This is a genomic window from Woeseia oceani, from assembly GCF_001677435.1.
GTDB classification, from domain to species: Bacteria; Pseudomonadota; Gammaproteobacteria; order Steroidobacterales; family Woeseiaceae; genus Woeseia; species Woeseia oceani.
Genome location: NZ_CP016268.1, coordinates 562,231 through 580,098, shown reverse-complemented (window position 1 = coordinate 580,098; position 17,868 = coordinate 562,231). Strand labels below are relative to the sequence as shown.

Genomic DNA, 17,868 nt, shown 5'->3' with positions numbered 1-17,868 from the left:
GGCGAAATGCGTTGGCCGACGCCTAGCGGTAGCCGTTCATGACTTTGGCGAGCGTCGCTTTACCCGGGTTCAACTCGGTGTACGGCAGTTTGGCCAGTGGTCGTTTCACGCTGCCCGACAGATCGTGCATATCGCCCGCTTCCTGATCGATATAGAGCAGCCCTGTCACAATCTCGCCTGCGCGCACGCTGCTACGCAGATAGGAGAAAGCAGACTCCCGACTGGTCGGGTCGTAAGCCTTGTCTACCTTACGGAATACGATCTTGCTGCCATCGTGCATTTCCACGGGCATGGCAGCACCTTCTTCATAGGCAGCCACTATTTCTTTTGCCGGCGGCACGAAATCCGCCTCGATAACATGGTGATAGAACTCGCGGGTGTGCGCGTAACTCTTGGTAGAACCCTGATGATCATTGAATGTAACGCAGGGGCTGATGACGTCGAGCAACGCGAAACCCTTGTGCGCAATGGCACCCTTGATCAGCGGCACCAGCTGTTTCTTGTCGCCCGAAAAGCCGCGCGCAATGTACGTGGCACCGAGGCCGATCGCCGTACTCACAGGGTCTATTGGCATTTGCCGGTTTGCAGGGCCTTTTTTAGCCGTGCTACCAACATCAGCAGAAGCGGAATACTGCCCTTTGGTCAGACCGTATACACCGTTGTTTTCAATGATATAGCACATGTTCAGATTGCGTCGTATGACGTGCGCGAACTGCCCCATGCCGATGGACAGAGAATCGCCATCGCCCGACACACCGATATAGGTCAACTCGTTGTTCGCTGCATTGGCACCGGTCGTCACTGACGGCATTCTGCCGTGCACCGAATTAAAACCGTGCGACTGACTGACGAAATAGGCTGGCGTCTTCGACGAGCAGCCGATACCGCTCATCTTGCCCAGCATATGCGGTTCGATACTCAGTTCGAACACGGCCTGTATCAATGCCGCCGTTATTGAATCGTGACCGCAACCGGCGCACAACGTCGACACGGCACCTTCGTAATCGCGCTCGGTCAGGCCCAGCTCGTTACGTGGTGACTTCGGGTGAGAAACTTTCGGCTTCGCAATGTAACTCATGCTTATATCCCGCCAATCAGGCTGCTTGGCCTTTGGCATGCTGTTTCAAGACTGCATCCACAACGAACTGCGCGTGCATCGGCATGCCACTGTAGTGCAACAGTGGCTTGAGCTTGGCCGGATTGATCTCCAGATCCAGGATCAACAATGATCGCAACTGCGCATCCCTGTTTTGTTCGACAACGTAAACCCGATCATGTTTCGCAATGAAATCACGAACTGAATCACTGAACGGAAATGCTTTGATGCGGCAAACATTTAGCCCGACGTTGGATTCCTTCAATCGATCCAGCGCTTCTTTGACAGCACCGTCGCAACTGCCGACGGTGACGATCGCTTCCTTGTTGATTTTGGAATAGGCAATCTCGGGTTCCGGCACCAGCCTGCGCGCGGTTTCCCACTTGACCAGCAAGCGGTCCACAACTTCCTGATATTCGGCGCAATCTTCCGTATAACCGCCAAACTTGTTGTGCCCGGAACCACGCGTGAAGAACGATCCTTTCGGGTGTTCGCCCGGCAGGGTCCGGTACGTGATGCCGTCACCGTCGCTATCGAGGTAGCGATAGAACTTCTCCATGCCTTCCAGCTGTTCCGCGGTCAGCACCTTGCCACGGTCGGGTGTGTAGTTGTCGTCCCACTCGAAATCCGGACACATCCAGTCGTTCATGCCGATATCAAGGTCGGACAACACCATCACCGGGGTTTGCAGGCGATCGGCCAGGTCGAAGGCCGTCATCGACATGTAGAAGCATTCCTGCGGGTTGGCGGGAAACAGCAGGACGTGTTTTGTATCGCCGTGCGATGCGTACGCGCAAGCCATCAGATCGCATTGCTGGGTACGGGTCGGCATACCGGTCGATGGCCCGGTTCGCTGGACATCGAAAATAACGGCCGGTACTTCGGCGTAGTAGGCAAAGCCGATGAATTCGTTCATCAGGGAAATGCCGGGGCCGCTGGTCGGCGTAAACGCGCGCGCGCCATTCCAGCTTGCGCCAAGCACGACACCAATCGCCGCGAGTTCGTCTTCCGCCTGCACGATGCAGAATTTCTTGCCGCCTGATTCTTCGTCGATGCGAAATTTCTTGCAGAATGCCTTGAACGCGTCCATCAGCGAGGTTGACGGCGTAATCGGGTACCAGGCACCCACCGTTGCACCCGCGTACACACAACCCAGACCGGCGGCGGTGTTGCCGTCGATCATGATATGGCCTTTGGTCTTGTCCATCCGCTCGACGGTTTTGGGCAGCGGGCAGCTGAAGTGCTCCAGTGCGTAGTCGTAACCAAGCCGAATGGCTTTCAGGTTGGAGTCAACCAGCTTCTTTTTGCTCGCGAACGTTTCGTTCAGCAGTTCGGTAATGACATCCAGGTCAATATTGAGCAGCGCGGCAAGCGCACCAACATAGGCAATGTTCTTCAGCAGAATACGCGAGCGAGCGCCGTCAAAGTTTTCATTGCACATTTTCGACAACGGGATACCCAGCACATGGATATCTTCGCGATTCAGTTGCCGGTTGCGAGGCCAGGTCGAGTCATAGATCAACCAGCCACCGGATGCGACCTCGGCCATGTCCTGCGCATAGGTTTGCGCATTCATCGCCACCATCACATCGACCCGGTCGGCCCGTGCCTGGTAGCCGTCGCCGGTCACCCGCACCTCGTACCAGGTGGGCAAACCCTGAATATTGGATGGGAAATAGTTCTTACCGACAACGGGGATGCCCATGCGAAATATCGCCTTCATGAGCAGACCGTTGGCGCTGGCGGAACCGGTGCCGTTGACGGTGGCAACCTTGATTACTACATCATTAACTGTGGACACGAACGATACCCTGGGCGCTTACTGGTAGAGACCGGCGCGCTGCGTACAATCACTTCCGGTCGCAATGAAAGTCATTAACCCGCTTTGGCCCGCTGCCGGTCGGGTGCCGCTTCATCCGCGGCATATGGAATTAAAACTGTCGATTTCTGCATATCCCAGGCACCGGTCGGGCAGCGTTCCGCGCACAAACTGCAGTGCACGCACAAGTCCTCGTCCTTCACCATGACACGCTTGGTCTGCGGCAGCACATCTGAAACATAGAGTGCCTGCTCATGATTTTCCGCCGGTGCCGACAAGCGCGTACGCAAATCTGCTTCTTCGCCACCTTCCGTAATGGTCAGGCAGTTTACCGGGCAAATGTCGATGCAGGCATCGCACTCGATACACAGTTTCTCGGTGAACACCGTTTGAATGTCGCAATTCAGGCAGCGCTCAACTTCCTTGATGGTTTGCTCCACCGTGAAGCCAAGTTCAACCTCGACATTGATGTTCTTGAAACGTTCTCGTAAATCGACGTGCGGCATCAGACGCCGCTCGGAGGTATCGTAGTTGTTCGAGAAACTCCACTCGTGCATGCCCATCTTCTGGCTGCTGAGATTCATGCCGTGCGGCAAACGATCGTGTAGATCTTCGCCCTGGCAATACTTATGTATGGAGATTGCTGCCTGGTGGCCGTGTGCGACAGCCCAGATAATGTTTTTCGGCCCAAACGCGGAATCACCGCCAAAAAACACACCTTCGCGACTGCACATCATCGTGGTTTCATCGACGACAGGGCAATCCCACTTGTCGAACTCAATGCCGATGTCGCGCTCGATCCACGGGAAGGCATTTTCCTGACCAATGGCCAGAATGACGTCGTCACAAGGGATAATCGTTTCACCGATTACAGTGCCGCGATCAATGCCGCCCTTGTCATCGACCTGGTATTCCATCTGCTCGAATTTCATCCCAACGAGCTTGCCGTTTTCAACCACAAACTCTTTCGGCGAGTGGTTTATGACGATCTCGACGTTCTCTTCTTCGGCATCTTCCAGCTCCCAGTCAGAAGCCTTGAAGAAGCCGCGCGGCTTGCGCGCCATGACTTTCACGTTCTTTGCACCAATGCGCAACGAGGTCCGGCAACAATCCATAGCCGTGTTACCGACACCGATGATGAGCACGTTTTCGCCGATAGATTCGGTATGCTCGAACGCTACCGACTCCAGCCAATCGATGCCGATATGAATATTGTCGGTGTCATGGCGGCCCGGCAGGTCCAGCTCTTTGCCGCGCGGTGCGCCGGTGCCCACGAACACGGCATCGAAACCGTCGTCCTCTATCAGGCTCTTGAGGCTGTCTATCCGGTGGTTGAGCTTCAGCTCCGCCCCCATGTCGATGATGTAACCGATTTCCTCATCCAGCGTCTTCGGTGGCAGGCGGAACCGGGGGATATTGGTGCGCATGAGTCCGCCAGTACTGTCCAGCGCCTCGAACACAGTGACCTCGTAGCCCAGTGGCAACAGATCGTTGGCCACCGTCAGCGAGGCACAGCCTGCGCCGATCAGTGCGACTTTCTTGCCATTGGTCTTGGCAGGCGGCTTTGGCAAGCGCTCGGTGATGTCGTCACGATGGTCGGCGGCAACCCGCTTCAGGCGACAGATTGCGACCGGCTTCTCTTCGACACGACCGCGTCGGCAGGCTGGTTCACAGGGTCGGTCACAAACGCGGCCAAGAATTCCCGGAAACACATTGGATTCCCGGTTCAGCATGTACGCGTCGGAAAAGCGGCCCTGGGCGATCAGCCGGATGTAGGCCGGCACGTCAGTATGTGCCGGACACGCCCACTGACAATCGACCACCTTGTGGAAATAATCAGGCTTGGAAGTGTCTGTTGGTTTCATCGACATACTGCCCGGCAAAGAGTGTGAACGCCGGGCTGCGGACTGCGCCGCCGTTGCTGATACGATTTGTCGCTAGCATAACGGTATAAAGCGGAAAGTAAACAACCAGTGACACTTTCGAACGGAGTTACGAAATTGTCAGCGGCTGCGGTCAAATTGCAAACGTTGCCCAACGACCTCTCCGGAGAGCTTGCCATCCTGCCAAACGACTGCGCCATTGACGATAGTGGCGTCGATACTGCTGCTAAAGCGTTGCCCCTCGAATGGCGACCATTGCACTTTGCACAAGACGTTTGCCGGGCTCACCGTGTAAGGTTTCTCGGTGTTCACCAGCGCCAGATCCGCGTAATACCCTTCGCGCAGGTAGCCACGCTCCTTAACGCCAAAGATATCGGCAACGGCATGCGAAGTTTTGTCGACCAGTTTTTCAACGCTGAAATGCCCCTGTTTCGATAATTCGAACAAGGTTTGCAGCGCATGTTGCACCAACGGCAAACCGGCGGGCGCCTTGAAGTACAGATTGTCTTTCTCCGCGGCCGTGTGCGGCGCGTGATCGGTGGCAATAATATCAAGGCGGTCGTCAGCGACGGCGGCCAGCAGTGCTTGCCGGTCTTCCGCGCGCTTTATGGCGGGATTGCACTTGATGCGGGAGCCCAGTTCCGCATAACGGCTTTCGTCGAACCACAGGTGATGCACACAAACTTCCGCGGTAATTCGCTTCTCGCTGCGATGTCCGCGTGCAAAAAGCCCCATCTCAATGGCGGTCGTCAGGTGCAGCACATGCAGCAAGGCGTCGTAGCGCTTCGCCAGTCCCGTCGCCAGAGTGGAGGACGCCAGGCAAGCCGCCGCCGACCGTATGTTCGGATGCTCCGACATTGGCACATCCTCGCCGTACTGCGCCCGCGCGCGGGCCTCATTGTCCCAGATGGTCGGTGAATGCTCGCAGTGGGTAACCACCATTACCGGCGCATGCTCGAAAATGAGTTCCAGTGCATCACTGTCATCAACCAGCATGTCGCCGGTCGACGCGCCCATGAAGACCTTGATGCCGCAGGCTTCGTTGATCTGCAGCGCCTTGATCTCTTCGATATTGCGGTTGGTTGCGCCGAAATAGAAACCATAGTTTGCGCTGCAGCGATTCGCCGCCAACCGGTACTTATCCTCCAGTACCGGCCGGGTTGTCGTCAGCGGATTGACATTGGGCATGTCCATGAAGCTGGTTATGCCACCCGCGATCGCCGCTGCCGACTCCGTGGCAAGATCACCCTTGGCGGTCAAACCCGGCTCGCGAAAGTGCACCTGATCGTCAATCATCCCCGGAATCAGGTACCGACCTGCCGCGTCAATTACCGCGCAGTTTTCCGGTGCGGCAATCTCATTGGCGATTTTCTCAATGCGCTCCCCGACAACCAGCAAATCACCTTCGGTGGTTTGACCCTCATTGACGAGCTTCGCGTTTTTGATGAGTAGTTTGTTCATAGTTTTTGTTTCAGGAAAAAGTATCGGTTGCAACGATGAGTTCGTGGACGTTGCCCGGCTCGAAAGCCGAATGGCCGGCATCCGGCACGATATGGAGACGGGCTTCCGGCCAGGCCTTAGACAACTCGTAAGCGGTCTCGGCCGGGCACAACACGTCGTAGCGCCCATGCACGATGACTGCCGGGATGCCCCTGACCCGGCCGATCTCATTCAGCAATTGGTTGTCACTCAGAAAACACTGATTAACGAAGTAATGACACTCGATACGGGCAATGGCCAGAGCCATGCGCTCTGCCGAAAACGATGCGACAACGTCCGGTGTCGGCAAGAGCTGGACGGTTGACGCCTCCCATGTCGACCAGGCTTGTGCCGCGCGCAGCTGTTGCTCAGCGTCATCGCTCGTGAGGCGACGGTGATAGGCATTAAGCAGGTCATTGCGTTCACGGGGCGGTATTGGCTCGAGGTACTTCTGCCACGCCTCCGGAAACAGGCGACTGGTGCCTTGCTGGTACAGCCAGCTAATTTCGTGCGGGCGTCCCAGAAAAATGCCACGCAGCACGAGCTCGCTGACGTGTTCCGGGTGCCGCTCGGCATAGGCCAACGCCAGCGTGCTGCCCCAGGACCCGCCAAAAACCTGCCAGCGCTTGATCTGCAGCGCAGCCCGCAGCACCTCGATATCATTGACCAGATCCCAGGTGGTGTTGTTTTCCAGGCTCGCGTGCGGGGTACTTCGGCCGCAACCGCGCTGATCGAAGAGAATGACGCGATAAACGTCCGGATTAAAGAAGCGCCGCATTTTGGCATTGCAGCCACTCCCGGGGCCGCCGTGCAGGTAAACCACCGGCTTGCCTCTCGGATTGCCGCACTCCTCGTAGTACAGTTCGTGGCCGTCGCCAACATTGAGCCGACCGCTTTGGTAAGGCTCGATCTCGGGATACAGTGTTCGCCGTTCGTCCATTTTGCTCACAACCGGTAAATGGCTTTCTGGCCGCCAATGTTGCCACAGGCCGCTCCGCTTAGCTGGATTCGCCACGGAATGGAACCTTGGCGACCATCAAAAGTCAGTAGCAAGCATCCCGGAAGCTACTCTGCGTTTTGCCCCAACCGTTGCCCAAAGGCCCTGAATATGAAACTCAGCACAGTCATTCGCCCCTTTTCGTTGACACTGGTCTGCACTGCCCTCTGCGCAGCCGCCGTCGCCGCTGGCAACGTGGAAATCGACTATACGGAGTATACGCTCGACAATGGCCTGCGCCTGATCGTGCATGAGGACCACAAGGCACCGATCGTCGCCGTCAACCTTTGGTACCACGTTGGCTCCAAGGACGAGAAGCGCGGCAAAACCGGCTTCGCGCACCTGTTTGAACACCTCATGTTCAATGGCAGCGAGAACTACAACGACGAGTATTTCAAACCGTTCGAACAGGTCGGCGCCACCAGCATGAACGGCACCACCTATTTCGACCGCACCAATTACTTCCAGAACGTGCCAACAACAGCGCTCGACATGGCCTTGTGGATGGAATCCGACCGAATGGGTCACCTGCTGGGGGTTATCACGCAGGACCGACTCGATGAGCAACGCGGCGTCGTCCAGAACGAGAAGCGCCAGGGCGATAACCAGCCCTATGGAGCCACTCAGTACCGGCTGCTCAGCGGTATCTTCCCCTCGGACCATCCCTATTCCTGGAGCACGATTGGCTCGATGGAGGATCTGAACGCGGCCACGGTTGAAGACGTACACGAATGGTTCAAGACCTACTACGGCCCCAACAATGCCGTTCTGGTGATTGCCGGTGACGTGAACCCGGATGACGTTCGGCAGAAAGTTGAAACCTATTTCGGTGACATTCCGCCAGGACCGCCGCTGACCCGGTACCAACGCTGGACCGTTCAGTTGCAGGAAGACAAGCGCGAGGAAATACAGGACCGCGTTCCGCAAGCCCGCCTCTACAAAGCCTGGGGTGCGCCGGAATTTCGCGCGGAAGACGCTGACCTGCTGCAACTCGCAGACGCCGTTCTGACGTCAGGAAAAACCTCGCGGCTGTACCAGCGCCTGGTGTACGAAGACCAGATCGCAACGGACGTTGGCTCTTATCAATTTGCCGGCGACATTGGCGGCTTCTACTACATTCAGGCATCCGCACAGCCCGGTGGCGACCTCGACGCCGTTGAACTTGCGATAAACGAAGAAGTTGCCCGGTTTCTGGCGGACGGGCCGAGTCGTGAAGAACTGGAGCGTGTAACCACGCAAATCAAATCCAGCCTGGTACGCGGCCTCGAACGCGTGGGCGGATTTGGCGGCAAGTCTGACATTCTGGCCGAGAACGCCGTCTACACCGGCGACCCCGGCTTCTACGCAACGTCGTTGACCCGCCTCGACAACGCCACTCCGGACAGCGTACGCGATGCCGCGCGGCGCTGGTTGCAGGCCGGCACGTACACGCTGGAAGTACACCCTTTCCCGGAGCTGTCGGCCAACAACACCGGCGCCGACCGCTCGGCGGTCCCGCAACCGGACTCCTTCCCGGACGTAAGCTTTACCGAGTTTGAACGCGGCAATCTCAGCAATGGCCTGGAGCTGATCGTCGCCCGTCGTGACGCGATACCGGTGGTCAATTTCTCGCTGCAGTTCGATGCCGGCTACGCGTCCGACCAGTTCGCGGAACCCGGCACGGCCAGTCTCGCAATGGCGATGCTTGATGAGGGCACCCGCCGGCGCGACGCGCTGCAAATCAGCGAAGAAACGGCCAAACTCGGCGCCAGAATTGGCGCAGGTTCGGGCATTGACTCAGCCAGCGTCAGCCTGAGCGCGTTGAAAGAAAACCTGGACGATTCGCTGGACCTGTACGCGGACATCATCCTGAACCCGGCGTTTCCCGCGGCCGAGCTGGAGCGCTTGCGCAAGCTCAGACTGGCGCAGATTCAGCAGGAAAAAACCCGCCCGGTTACTCTCGCATTGCGGGTGTTCCCGTCCCTGCTGTACGGCGACGATCACGCCTACTCTTTGCCACTGACGGGTTCCGGCACAGAGGAATCGGTCGCACGCATCCAGCGCGACACGCTGGTGAACTGGCACAAGACCTGGTTCAAACCCAACAATGGCACGTTGATTGTTGTGGGTGACACGACTATGGCTGAAATCAGACCGAAACTTGAGCGCCTGTTCTCGCGCTGGCAGCCGGGCGATGTTCCGCGGAAAAACATTGCCAACGTCGCCTTGCATGACAAACCCCAGGTATTCCTGATCGACCGACCGGGTGCGGACCAGTCCATTATATTCGCTGGCAACATCGCCCCGGGCGCAGGCACCGGCAATGAGATTGCGATCGAGGCCATGAATGACATTGTCGGCGGTCAGTTCACCGCACGCCTGAACATGAACCTCCGTGAGGACAAGCACTGGGCCTACGGCTCCTACTCTTTCTTATACGATACCCGCGGGCAACGGCCTTTCATCGCTTACGCCCAGGTTCAGACAGACAAGACCATGGAATCGATGGCCGAGATCCAGGGTGAACTGAGTTCATTCCTCGGCGAACGTCCGGCCGAAGCCGAAGAACTGGACAAGGTCAAAGCCAATAACACGCTGAGCCTGCCGGGGCGCTGGGAAACAGCCGCGGCCGTCCTGCGTGACATCAACGAGATCGTCACCTTTGACCTCGACGATGATTACTGGGATACCTACGCTGACCGCGTCCGCAACCTGTCAATAGCCGAAGTCAATGAAGCGGCCAACGCGATCATCAAACCTGACAACCTGGTTTGGGTCGTGGTTGGCGATCGTGCCAAGGTCGAAGAGCGCATTCGGGAACTTGAGCTTGGGGAAATCATTCAGCTCGATACGGACGGCAACACTCTTTAATCGGCTCTGACAATCGTGCGGCGCTGCAGGAGAGGCATCACCTCCTGCCGCGCCGCCAGCCAGCCCCCAACATCACGATCGGTGCCGCCGTTCTGTTGCTGCCGCGCACGATGCGCTACCCTTCGCTCCTCCTGAACACCCTAAACGACTGATCGCCGGATGAAGCCGCACGATTACAACGAGAAAATAGCGGCTGCCGACGTCTACGGTATTGCTGAAAGAACGCCACTCGATACCGCCCGGCTGTTATCAACACGACTGGGTAACCAGGTGTTGCTCAAGCGGGAGGATCTGCAACCGATTTTCTCCTTCAAACTCCGTGGCGCAGTGAACAAACTAAATCAGCTGCCGGAAGCAATGCTCGCCAAAGGCGTCATTTGCAGCTCGGCAGGCAATCATGCGCAGGGCGTAGCGCTCGCGGCACGTGAGAAAGGCGTAAAAGCCGTCATCGTGATGCCGATAACCACACCCAGCATCAAGGTTGAGGCCGTGCGCATGCTGGGCGGTGAAGCAATACTGCACGGCGACAACTACGACGCCGCATTTGCCCACGCGAAAGAACTGGAACAGCAGCGCGGACTCACTTTCGTACACCCGTTTGACGACCCCGACGTTATCGCCGGTCAGGGTACGATAGGCAAAGAGCTGCTTGAGCAGTGCGCGACTCCGCCCGATGCCGTGTTCATTCCTATCGGCGGCGGCGGACTTATTTCCGGTATCGCGTCGTGGCTGAAAGCGCATTCACCGACAACAAAAATCATTGGCGTCGAGCCGGAAGACTCCGCCGGCATGAAAGCATCGCTGGCCGCCGGTCACCCGGTAACGCTGGCGCACGTTGGCATCTTCGCCGATGGCGTTGCCGTTCGGCGCGTTGGCGACGAAACGTTCCGCCTCTGCCAGCAATTGATCGACGAAATCGTGACTGTCGATACCGACCAGATCTGCGCCGCTGTCCAGGACATCTATGAGGACACACGCTCGATAGTGGAGCCAGCCGGTGCGCTGGCGGTCGCTGGCCTGAAACAATACCTCGCAGCACACGGTGACCGTGACAAGACCTTCGTCGCAATCAACTGCGGTGCAAACGTGAATTTTGACCGCCTTCGCCATATTGCTGAGCGTGCCGCACTCGGCGAGCAGCGGGAAATGCTGATGGCAGTGGAAATCCCGGAACAGCCAGGCAGTTTCAGGCGCTTCTGCAGCGCGCTCGGCAAGCGCAGTGTTACCGAATTCAATTATCGCTACAGTGATGCAACGCAGGCCCGGGTGTTTGTTGGCGTCGAGCTGCGGCGCGGCAATGAAGAACGACGCGAAGTGATTGCCAGCATGGAAAAACTCGGCTACCCCGTGGTGGACATGAGCGACAACGAGATGGCCAAAGTGCACGTACGCCACATGGTGGGTGGCCGCAGTCCCGGACTTGATGACGAACGGCTGTTTCGCTTTGAGTTTCCGGAACGACCCGGCGCGTTAGCCGCGTTCCTCAACGCCGTCGGTGAACGCTGGAACATCAGCCTGTTCCATTACCGCAATCATGGCTCGGACTATGGCCGCATACTCACAGGCATTCAGGTCGCCGCGGAGGACGCTGAAGAGCTTGAAGAACACCTCAGTGCACTCGGCTACGCGCACTGGGATGAGAGCGACAACCCGGCCTACCGCATGTTCCTTAACTAAGGGAAATACGCGACAGTACCGCGGTCAATCGCGAAACGAACTGTCGCGACGATCGAGCTTTCTCAGCAACCCCGGCCACGCAAGCTGTCCGCCCAGACCTTTTGTGACTTCCTCAGCCTGTGCGGCAATGCCGCTCAATATCCGCTCGTCGACTTCGACCAGCGTCGCCCCGGAGGATTGCGCCATCAGCTGGATCTGACACGCCGATTCCAGCAGGTACATACCGAGAAACGCGTCGGCAATACTGCGACCTACTGCCAACAAGCCGTGATTGCGCAGGATCAGGAAATTGTTGCTACCCAGGTCGGCGACAAGCCGTGGCTTTTCATCTTCGTTAAGGGCAACACCTTCGTAATCGTGATAGCCGATCGAGATCAGTGGGAACAAAGAGTTTTGTGATAACGGCCGCAACCCATCCGCCTGCGCTGACACCGCAATGCCCGCACGGGTATGGGTATGCAATACACAGCCGACATCCGTGCGTGCTTCATGCACAGCGCTGTGTATGGTGAAACCCGCCGGATTGACCGGGTACGGTGAATCCAGCACTTTGCGGCCATTAAGGTCTACTTTCACGAGACTGCTGGCGGTCATCTCCTCAAACATGAGGCCGTAGGCATTGATGAGAAAGTGTTCATCGGGCCCCGGAACGCGCGCTGAAATGTGCGTGAACACGAGATCATCCCAACCGTGCATCGCGATCAGGCGATAACACGCTGCCAGATCGACCCGCGTCTGCCACTCCTCGTCGCTGACACTGGCTTTGACATTCAAATTTGCGGTCTCAGTCATAACTCCCCCCGTTCAGCTTTGCCACACCGGGTCACGCTGGCAACCCGCGAAGTAACACGGCCCGTTGCACCTGATCGGTGCGATGTACAGCCTTGGCGTGCTACCGACATATTCACTTATGCAAAATTGTTTGCAACCAATCTTTCCGTTGGAGCATCAGAAGGTCAATGAAGGGTATAATTTGCAGGAAGCAGAACTGGCTCGAGCTATCGGTAACGACTGACTGCAGATACCGTGCGGAAAATGATCGGCTACGCATGGGCCATCGGTGAGCCAAAGTATTCAGCACTGCTTACCCACAACCAGGTATGCGTGACAAACTTTAATCCCTTATGCAGTTTGTTTCGCTCTATTGACGGTGGCTTTGCCACCGTCTTTTTTATCTGACCTCTGATGGCTTCGTTCTGCCAGATTGCTGTCCGGCACCCAGTGAATTCAACGTAACTCATTCCTTTGGCCAATTGCGGACTACGACCGCACTCTCTGGCGCAAGCGACGCCGGTCTGGCCAGCAACCCTGCCAATAACGCCTTCTTTCAGTCGGCAGACCACGCCTGTGCATGAATATGGCTGATCTTGCCGGTCTGGGTCAGCCGGTAGAAATGGCGCAACTCCGATACACTCGTCGAGGTACCCGCCTGCAGCCGCCGTTGCAATCCGTGACAAAAACGACCTGCGTAATCATTGGCTGCCCGGTAGCGCTCCAGCTGATCTTCGTTCAGGTCAGGGCGAAAACTCACGTCATCAAACAGCCAGCCGTGCAATCGTTCCAGAAGTGCCGTGTCATCCTGTTGCGCAGCAAGCAGCCAGGTCGCAACGAACTTATCGACTTCCGCCTGCAACTCCAGCTCAAGCAAAGTAACGGGCTTTTCGTTCTGCGCACGGTGCGCAAGGCAGGTGAAGTGGCTGACGCCCTCCAGTACCGTCCAAAAATCGTTCAGGGACCGGGCCTGCAGACATTCCAGCGGCTTCTGCTCGGCCAGACGTTGCAATACGTCCTGATCCAGATAGACACTGAGCGCCATACCACTCTCGTCTTCATTGACCAGCACCGTCTCGTCCGTGTCCGCCAACATCAGGTTTGCACCCAGCAGTTTCGCGAGCTCCGGATCGGTGATCAGGAAATCATCGATTTGATAGCCGGTATCAACCTGATACAGACTCGTTAACTGTTGCTGGAGAGCGTTGAGCATGAGGTGTCAGTGCTGTCGCAGACCCGGTTGCGCCATGGGCACAATACCGTTCTGTCGTAACAATGCAGCCGCCCTGTTACTGCCGGTTTTCAGCCAGACTTCATAGGTTCGCAACAAGTCGATGTCGGAACCCTGTTGCACTCCGTCACGCACTTCGTTCAGCACGTCAACAACGATCTGAAACTTGCGGGCAAGCTCCTCGTAGACATCGGCCAACGCCCGGCCTCGCGCGGTGCCACGTATTTCTTCGGACAAGGAACCGTAGGCAGTACCGCCCATTTTTACGTAGTAGTCGAGGTCAACTAGCTTGTGCGCCAGGCTGTCGGCAAAAAACCCGGAAACGAACAGTGCTACATCGCCGAGACGCTGCAGCACCGCACTGCGTTCCGCGGCGCTTCTCGCTTCCGTTGCGTCAAGCAACATCATAGCCAGCGGTTTGAGGCCGTAGACCTCGCCGCTGTCTTCGTAGAATTCCTCGGAACGTGAAAAAAGAGTAAGTACGTTGACGACGTAATGGGTGGTGTGCGCATCAACGGATACGCGTTGATTCGCTATAGCTTCGTCAATCGACTCACGAAAAAATTCCCGCAAGTCTGCAACAGCCACCACACCGTGGGCAGACGCCCGTCCAGAGAGCTTAGTCATAGGCCACTATTCCCCTTGCAACTGGAAATCGTTACGGCCACTCCGGTCGAACTGCAGTCTTATCCGGTACTCACCGGGTCGTCGGTGACTGCAAATCATAACCCGCAGTTAACCGCACACTGTGCGCCGCAAAAAACTTAAGCGACGCAGTCTTACCTATATAGGATTATGACAAAGATTATTGTGACAAGGTTCACGAAGCGTGTGCAAGCTTAAATGCGATTGCGGCAGGCGAACAGGTTGCGCATCGTGGCAAACGCAATACCTGTCTGGCCATTAGCTGATAGTCGTTACCACATTTGCCGGAGTTTGCCGGCAACATCAATTTTGATGTCCGAACGCGGCTGCAATCTCGGCTCAACGGAATCCGGGCGGCCGAACCAGCGTTGTTGCATCGTAGCCATCAGCGCCTTCGTCATGAATCGGCTGCGTGCACCGTACACGTGCTTGTCGCCGTCGCGTCGTTGCTGAGTGACGTGGTAACGCAATGGAGCAACCAGGTGCAATGAACGCTTCGCGCGAGTCATCGCTACATATACCAATCGCCGTTCTTCTTCTATTGCTTCAGGCTTGCCGGTTGCAAACTCTGACGGAAAATTGCCATCGGAAAAATTCAGGACGAAGACCGAATCCCACTCCTGCCCCTTGGCGCTGTGGACCGTTGACAACACCAGGTAGTCCTCATCCAGCAACGGGTCACCGGCTTGATCGCCGGCCGCGGCCGGTGGATCCAGCGTCAGTTCGGTAAGAAAGCGTTCGCGCGTCGCATAGCGCGTGGCGATCGATTCAAGCTGTTCCAGGTCGGCCTCGCGGGTTTCAACGCTGTCATAAATGCGTTCGAGCTGCGGCTGGTACCACTTGCGCAGCACGGCGATTTGCCAATGCCAGTCATTGGCGCTGAACTCTGCCTCGCCCAAGGTCTGCAACAGCTCGCAGAACGCCGGCCATTCTTCACGGGCCGCCGCTGGCGCTTTGAATTCTGCCAGTGTGCGCCAGTCATTACCCGCCTGCGCCAGTAGCGCAAAACATTTTGCTGCACTGGCGGGGCCCATGCCCGGCAGCAGTTTGAGGACCCGAAAAGCCGCTACTTCATTGCGCGCATTCTCAGCCCACTTCAGTATCGACAACATGTCTTTGACATGACTGGCCTCAAGAAACTTGAGGCCACCGTATTTCACGTAGGGAATATTCCGGCGCACGAGTTCCAGCTCGAGCCGGTCACTGTGATGCGCGCTGCGAAACAACACAGCCTGTTGTTTCAGCTCGATGCCCTGCTCGCGACTCTCGAGCACACTGTTAACCACGAATTCCGCTTCAGCATCCGTGTCCTCCACACTCGCGTACACTGGTTTTGCCCCGTCCTTGCGCTGACTGAACAGGTTTTTCTTGTACTGCCGCTCGCTCTCCGCAATCAAACAGTTCGCGGTATCGAGAATCGGCTGAGTCGAACGGTAATTTTCTTCCAGCGTCACGATGCGCGCTGATGGCAAATACTGGTCGGCGAAGCCGAGGATGTTGTCGACTTCTGCCGCCCGAAACGAATAGATGGATTGCGCGTCGTCGCCGACGACTGTGAGCCCATTTCCGTCCGGCTTCAGCGCCTGCAAAATTTCCGACTGCAGAATATTGGTGTCCTGATATTCATCAACCAGCACGTGGTCAAACCAGGAGCCGATATCAGCAGCAAACTCCGGCTCGGCGACGAGGTGACTCCAGTACAGGAGCAGGTCGTCGTAATCGAGTGCCTGGTTTTGCTGCTTGCGCAAAACGTAGCCGCGAAACAGGTCAGCCAGCTCGACTTCCCAGTCACTGCACCAGGGGAACGTGGACTGGAGCACACCGGCCAGCGGCTGGCGCGAATTGACGCAGCGCGAGTAAATGGCGAGACAGGTATCTTTTTTGGGGAAACGGCGGGACTTGCTGGTCAGTTTCTTGTCGTGCCGGACGACGTCGAGCAGGTCCGCCGAATCACCGCGATCAAGCACCGAAAAAGCGGGGTCCAGCCCAACCACCCGTGCGTAGCGCCGCAACAAGCGATTGGCCACGGCGTGAAACGTACCGGACCACGGCAACAGCCCCGCGGACGGTATCGGTTTGCCGCGGTCACCCAGTGCCCGGCGCACGATCGCCTCAACCCGGCGGGTCATTTCCTGGGCGGCGCGGCGGGTAAAGGTCAGCAACAACAAGCGTTCGGGGTCGACCCCACTGACGATGAGGTGTGCGACCCGGTGCGCCAGGGTCATGGTCTTGCCCGTGCCGGCGCCGGCGATCACCAGCAACGGCCCGGAACGGAAACGGCGTTGAACATCAACGTCGCCGAAGACGGCGGCCTGACGCTGCGCCGGGTTCAGTGCCGCCAGATAGTCCGTCGTTGGCTCGGCCACGTCCGCCATGAGCGCCTCCAAAAGACTGTATTCTTATACAGTACTGTATGAATTTACAAGCGGGCGCTCAAACCTCGTGCTCACGCAGGAATTCCTCGATTTGCACCGCCAGCGGGCCAGGCTGCTCGAAATGCAGCATGTGACCAGCAGCCGGAACCGTTACGCAACGCGCATTCGGAAATGGGCATCGGGCAGGGTCCTGCCACTCACTCACACCGTCCTTGAAGTCCGACTCAGCGCCACAGATCAGCAAGGTCGGTGCACTGATCCGCTGCCAGCAGGCGAGCACTTCGGAGCGCCGGTACAGCACGGCGTTCGGCCAGCGGTGAGCCATGTCGGCTTTCAGGTGCAGGTGTCCGTGCGCATCCGGACGGGTCCAGCACGCGGCGACGTAACGGGCTCGCTGGTCATCGATAGTCGGACTGCGGTCGCGAATGCGGTCGATCAGCACCTTTGGATCAGAATAGCCGGGATGTTCGCGCCTCTGGCGCGAGGTTTCGATCCAGCGTCGGTAGCGCCTGGGCGCATCGTCCGGGTTGCTGTCCGGCAGGCCGAATCCTTCGATATTGATCAGCGCTGATACCCGTTCGGGGAACACGCCGGCAAAGAGTGACGCAACGTTCGCACCCATGCTGTGACCAACGATCGGCAGCGAGGGTGGTAACTCAAGCGCGCTCAACAACGCATCGACGTCCGCCAAATAGTCCGGAAACCAATACGATCCAGGGTTGTGCGCCGAATCGCCAAAGCCGCGCCAGTCCGGCGCAATGATTCTTCGCGCACTGTGCACATGATCAACCACGAACTGGAACGTGGCGGCACTATCACCCCAACCGTGCAGGTAAAGCAGCGGCGGCGACAGCGGATCACCCCATTCGTAGACCTGGCATTCCGTTTGGCGAATCGAAATTCGCCGGGTGCGAGCCATAACGCGTGGCTTATAGAGCTTGTCTTTCACCTGCCGGATCTTCTCATGTCACTGCCAATAAAAGGGCGGGAATAATAGCGAACACCGAAATACGACATAAGCACTACGTTATGCGGCAGGCCTCGT

General features: G+C 57.4%; 12 protein-coding genes. 2 read left to right on the top strand and 10 right to left on the bottom strand.

Annotated features, from left to right (window positions below; translation table 11 throughout):
* Positions 1-22 precede the first annotated feature (22 nt).
* From BA177_RS02480 to pip, 5 genes are all read right to left on the bottom strand, one after another.
* Positions 23-1,078, bottom strand: coding sequence for a 2-oxoacid:ferredoxin oxidoreductase subunit beta (locus BA177_RS02480; RefSeq protein WP_068618770.1), 1,056 nt, complete (start codon positions 1,076-1,078; stop codon positions 23-25).
* 16 nt (positions 1,079-1,094) lie between these two features.
* A complete protein-coding gene (locus tag BA177_RS02475) occupies positions 1,095-2,897 on the bottom strand; it encodes a 2-oxoacid:acceptor oxidoreductase subunit alpha (RefSeq protein WP_068612441.1) in 1,803 nt (600 codons plus the stop codon).
* A gap of 74 nt (positions 2,898-2,971) precedes the next feature.
* Entirely contained in the window at positions 2,972-4,780 is a 1,809-nt protein-coding gene (locus tag BA177_RS02470) for an FAD-dependent oxidoreductase (protein WP_068612439.1), read from the bottom strand.
* 138 nt (positions 4,781-4,918) lie between these two features.
* Positions 4,919-6,259: a dihydroorotase gene (locus tag BA177_RS02465; RefSeq protein WP_068612437.1), complete on the bottom strand. Its 1,341-nt coding sequence runs from the start codon at positions 6,257-6,259 to the stop codon at positions 4,919-4,921.
* A gap of 10 nt (positions 6,260-6,269) precedes the next feature.
* Positions 6,270-7,217: a prolyl aminopeptidase gene (pip, locus tag BA177_RS02460; protein ID WP_068612435.1), complete on the bottom strand. Its 948-nt coding sequence runs from the start codon at positions 7,215-7,217 to the stop codon at positions 6,270-6,272.
* Between the two features lie 168 nt (positions 7,218-7,385).
* On the opposite strand from pip, the gene BA177_RS02455 reads away from it, so the two are divergent.
* Together BA177_RS02455 and ilvA are read left to right on the top strand one after the other, a co-directional pair.
* The gene (locus BA177_RS02455) at positions 7,386-10,124 is read left to right on the top strand and encodes a M16 family metallopeptidase (protein ID WP_068612433.1); all 2,739 of its coding nucleotides are present in this window, start codon (positions 7,386-7,388) and stop codon (positions 10,122-10,124) included.
* Between the two features lie 159 nt (positions 10,125-10,283).
* Positions 10,284-11,801 (top strand): threonine ammonia-lyase, biosynthetic, encoded by a 1,518-nt coding sequence (gene ilvA / locus BA177_RS02450; RefSeq protein ID WP_068612431.1) that lies wholly within the window; start codon positions 10,284-10,286, stop codon positions 11,799-11,801.
* A 24-nt stretch (positions 11,802-11,825) separates the two neighbouring features.
* On the opposite strand, the gene BA177_RS02445 is transcribed toward ilvA, so the two are convergent.
* From BA177_RS02445 to BA177_RS02425, 5 genes are all read right to left on the bottom strand, one after another.
* Entirely contained in the window at positions 11,826-12,593 is a 768-nt protein-coding gene (locus BA177_RS02445) for a class II aldolase/adducin family protein (RefSeq protein ID WP_068612430.1), read from the bottom strand.
* A gap of 535 nt (positions 12,594-13,128) precedes the next feature.
* Entirely contained in the window at positions 13,129-13,785 is a 657-nt protein-coding gene (locus BA177_RS02440) for a hypothetical protein (protein WP_068612427.1), read from the bottom strand.
* Between the two features lie 6 nt (positions 13,786-13,791).
* Positions 13,792-14,430 (bottom strand): hypothetical protein, encoded by a 639-nt coding sequence (locus BA177_RS02435; RefSeq protein ID WP_068612425.1) that lies wholly within the window; start codon positions 14,428-14,430, stop codon positions 13,792-13,794.
* Between the two features lie 290 nt (positions 14,431-14,720).
* Positions 14,721-16,823, bottom strand: a complete 2,103-nt coding sequence (locus BA177_RS02430; protein ID WP_068612423.1) for an ATP-dependent helicase — start codon at positions 16,821-16,823, stop codon at positions 14,721-14,723.
* Between the two features lie 58 nt (positions 16,824-16,881).
* Positions 16,882-17,772, bottom strand: coding sequence for an alpha/beta fold hydrolase (locus tag BA177_RS02425; RefSeq protein WP_082989798.1), 891 nt, complete (start codon positions 17,770-17,772; stop codon positions 16,882-16,884).
* Positions 17,773-17,868: the final 96 nt, after the last annotated feature.

Excerpts from the sequence above, each read along its gene's own strand:
- BA177_RS02470 (WP_068612439.1), bottom strand. The coding sequence starts at position 4,780 with ATGAAACCAACAGACACTTCCAAGCCTGATTATTTCCACAAGGTGGTC.
- BA177_RS02430 (WP_068612423.1), bottom strand. The coding sequence starts at position 16,823 with ATGGCGGACGTGGCCGAGCCAACGACGGACTATCTGGCGGCACTGAAC.
- BA177_RS02480 (WP_068618770.1), bottom strand. The coding sequence starts at position 1,078 with ATGAGTTACATTGCGAAGCCGAAAGTTTCTCACCCGAAGTCACCACGT.
- BA177_RS02455 (WP_068612433.1), top strand. The coding sequence starts at position 7,386 with ATGAAACTCAGCACAGTCATTCGCCCCTTTTCGTTGACACTGGTCTGC.
- BA177_RS02435 (WP_068612425.1), bottom strand. The coding sequence starts at position 14,430 with ATGACTAAGCTCTCTGGACGGGCGTCTGCCCACGGTGTGGTGGCTGTT.
- BA177_RS02465 (WP_068612437.1), bottom strand. The coding sequence starts at position 6,259 with ATGAACAAACTACTCATCAAAAACGCGAAGCTCGTCAATGAGGGTCAA.
- BA177_RS02440 (WP_068612427.1), bottom strand. The coding sequence starts at position 13,785 with ATGCTCAACGCTCTCCAGCAACAGTTAACGAGTCTGTATCAGGTTGAT.
- BA177_RS02445 (WP_068612430.1), bottom strand. The coding sequence starts at position 12,593 with ATGACTGAGACCGCAAATTTGAATGTCAAAGCCAGTGTCAGCGACGAG.
- ilvA (WP_068612431.1), top strand. The coding sequence starts at position 10,284 with ATGAAGCCGCACGATTACAACGAGAAAATAGCGGCTGCCGACGTCTAC.
- pip (WP_068612435.1), bottom strand. The coding sequence starts at position 7,217 with ATGGACGAACGGCGAACACTGTATCCCGAGATCGAGCCTTACCAAAGC.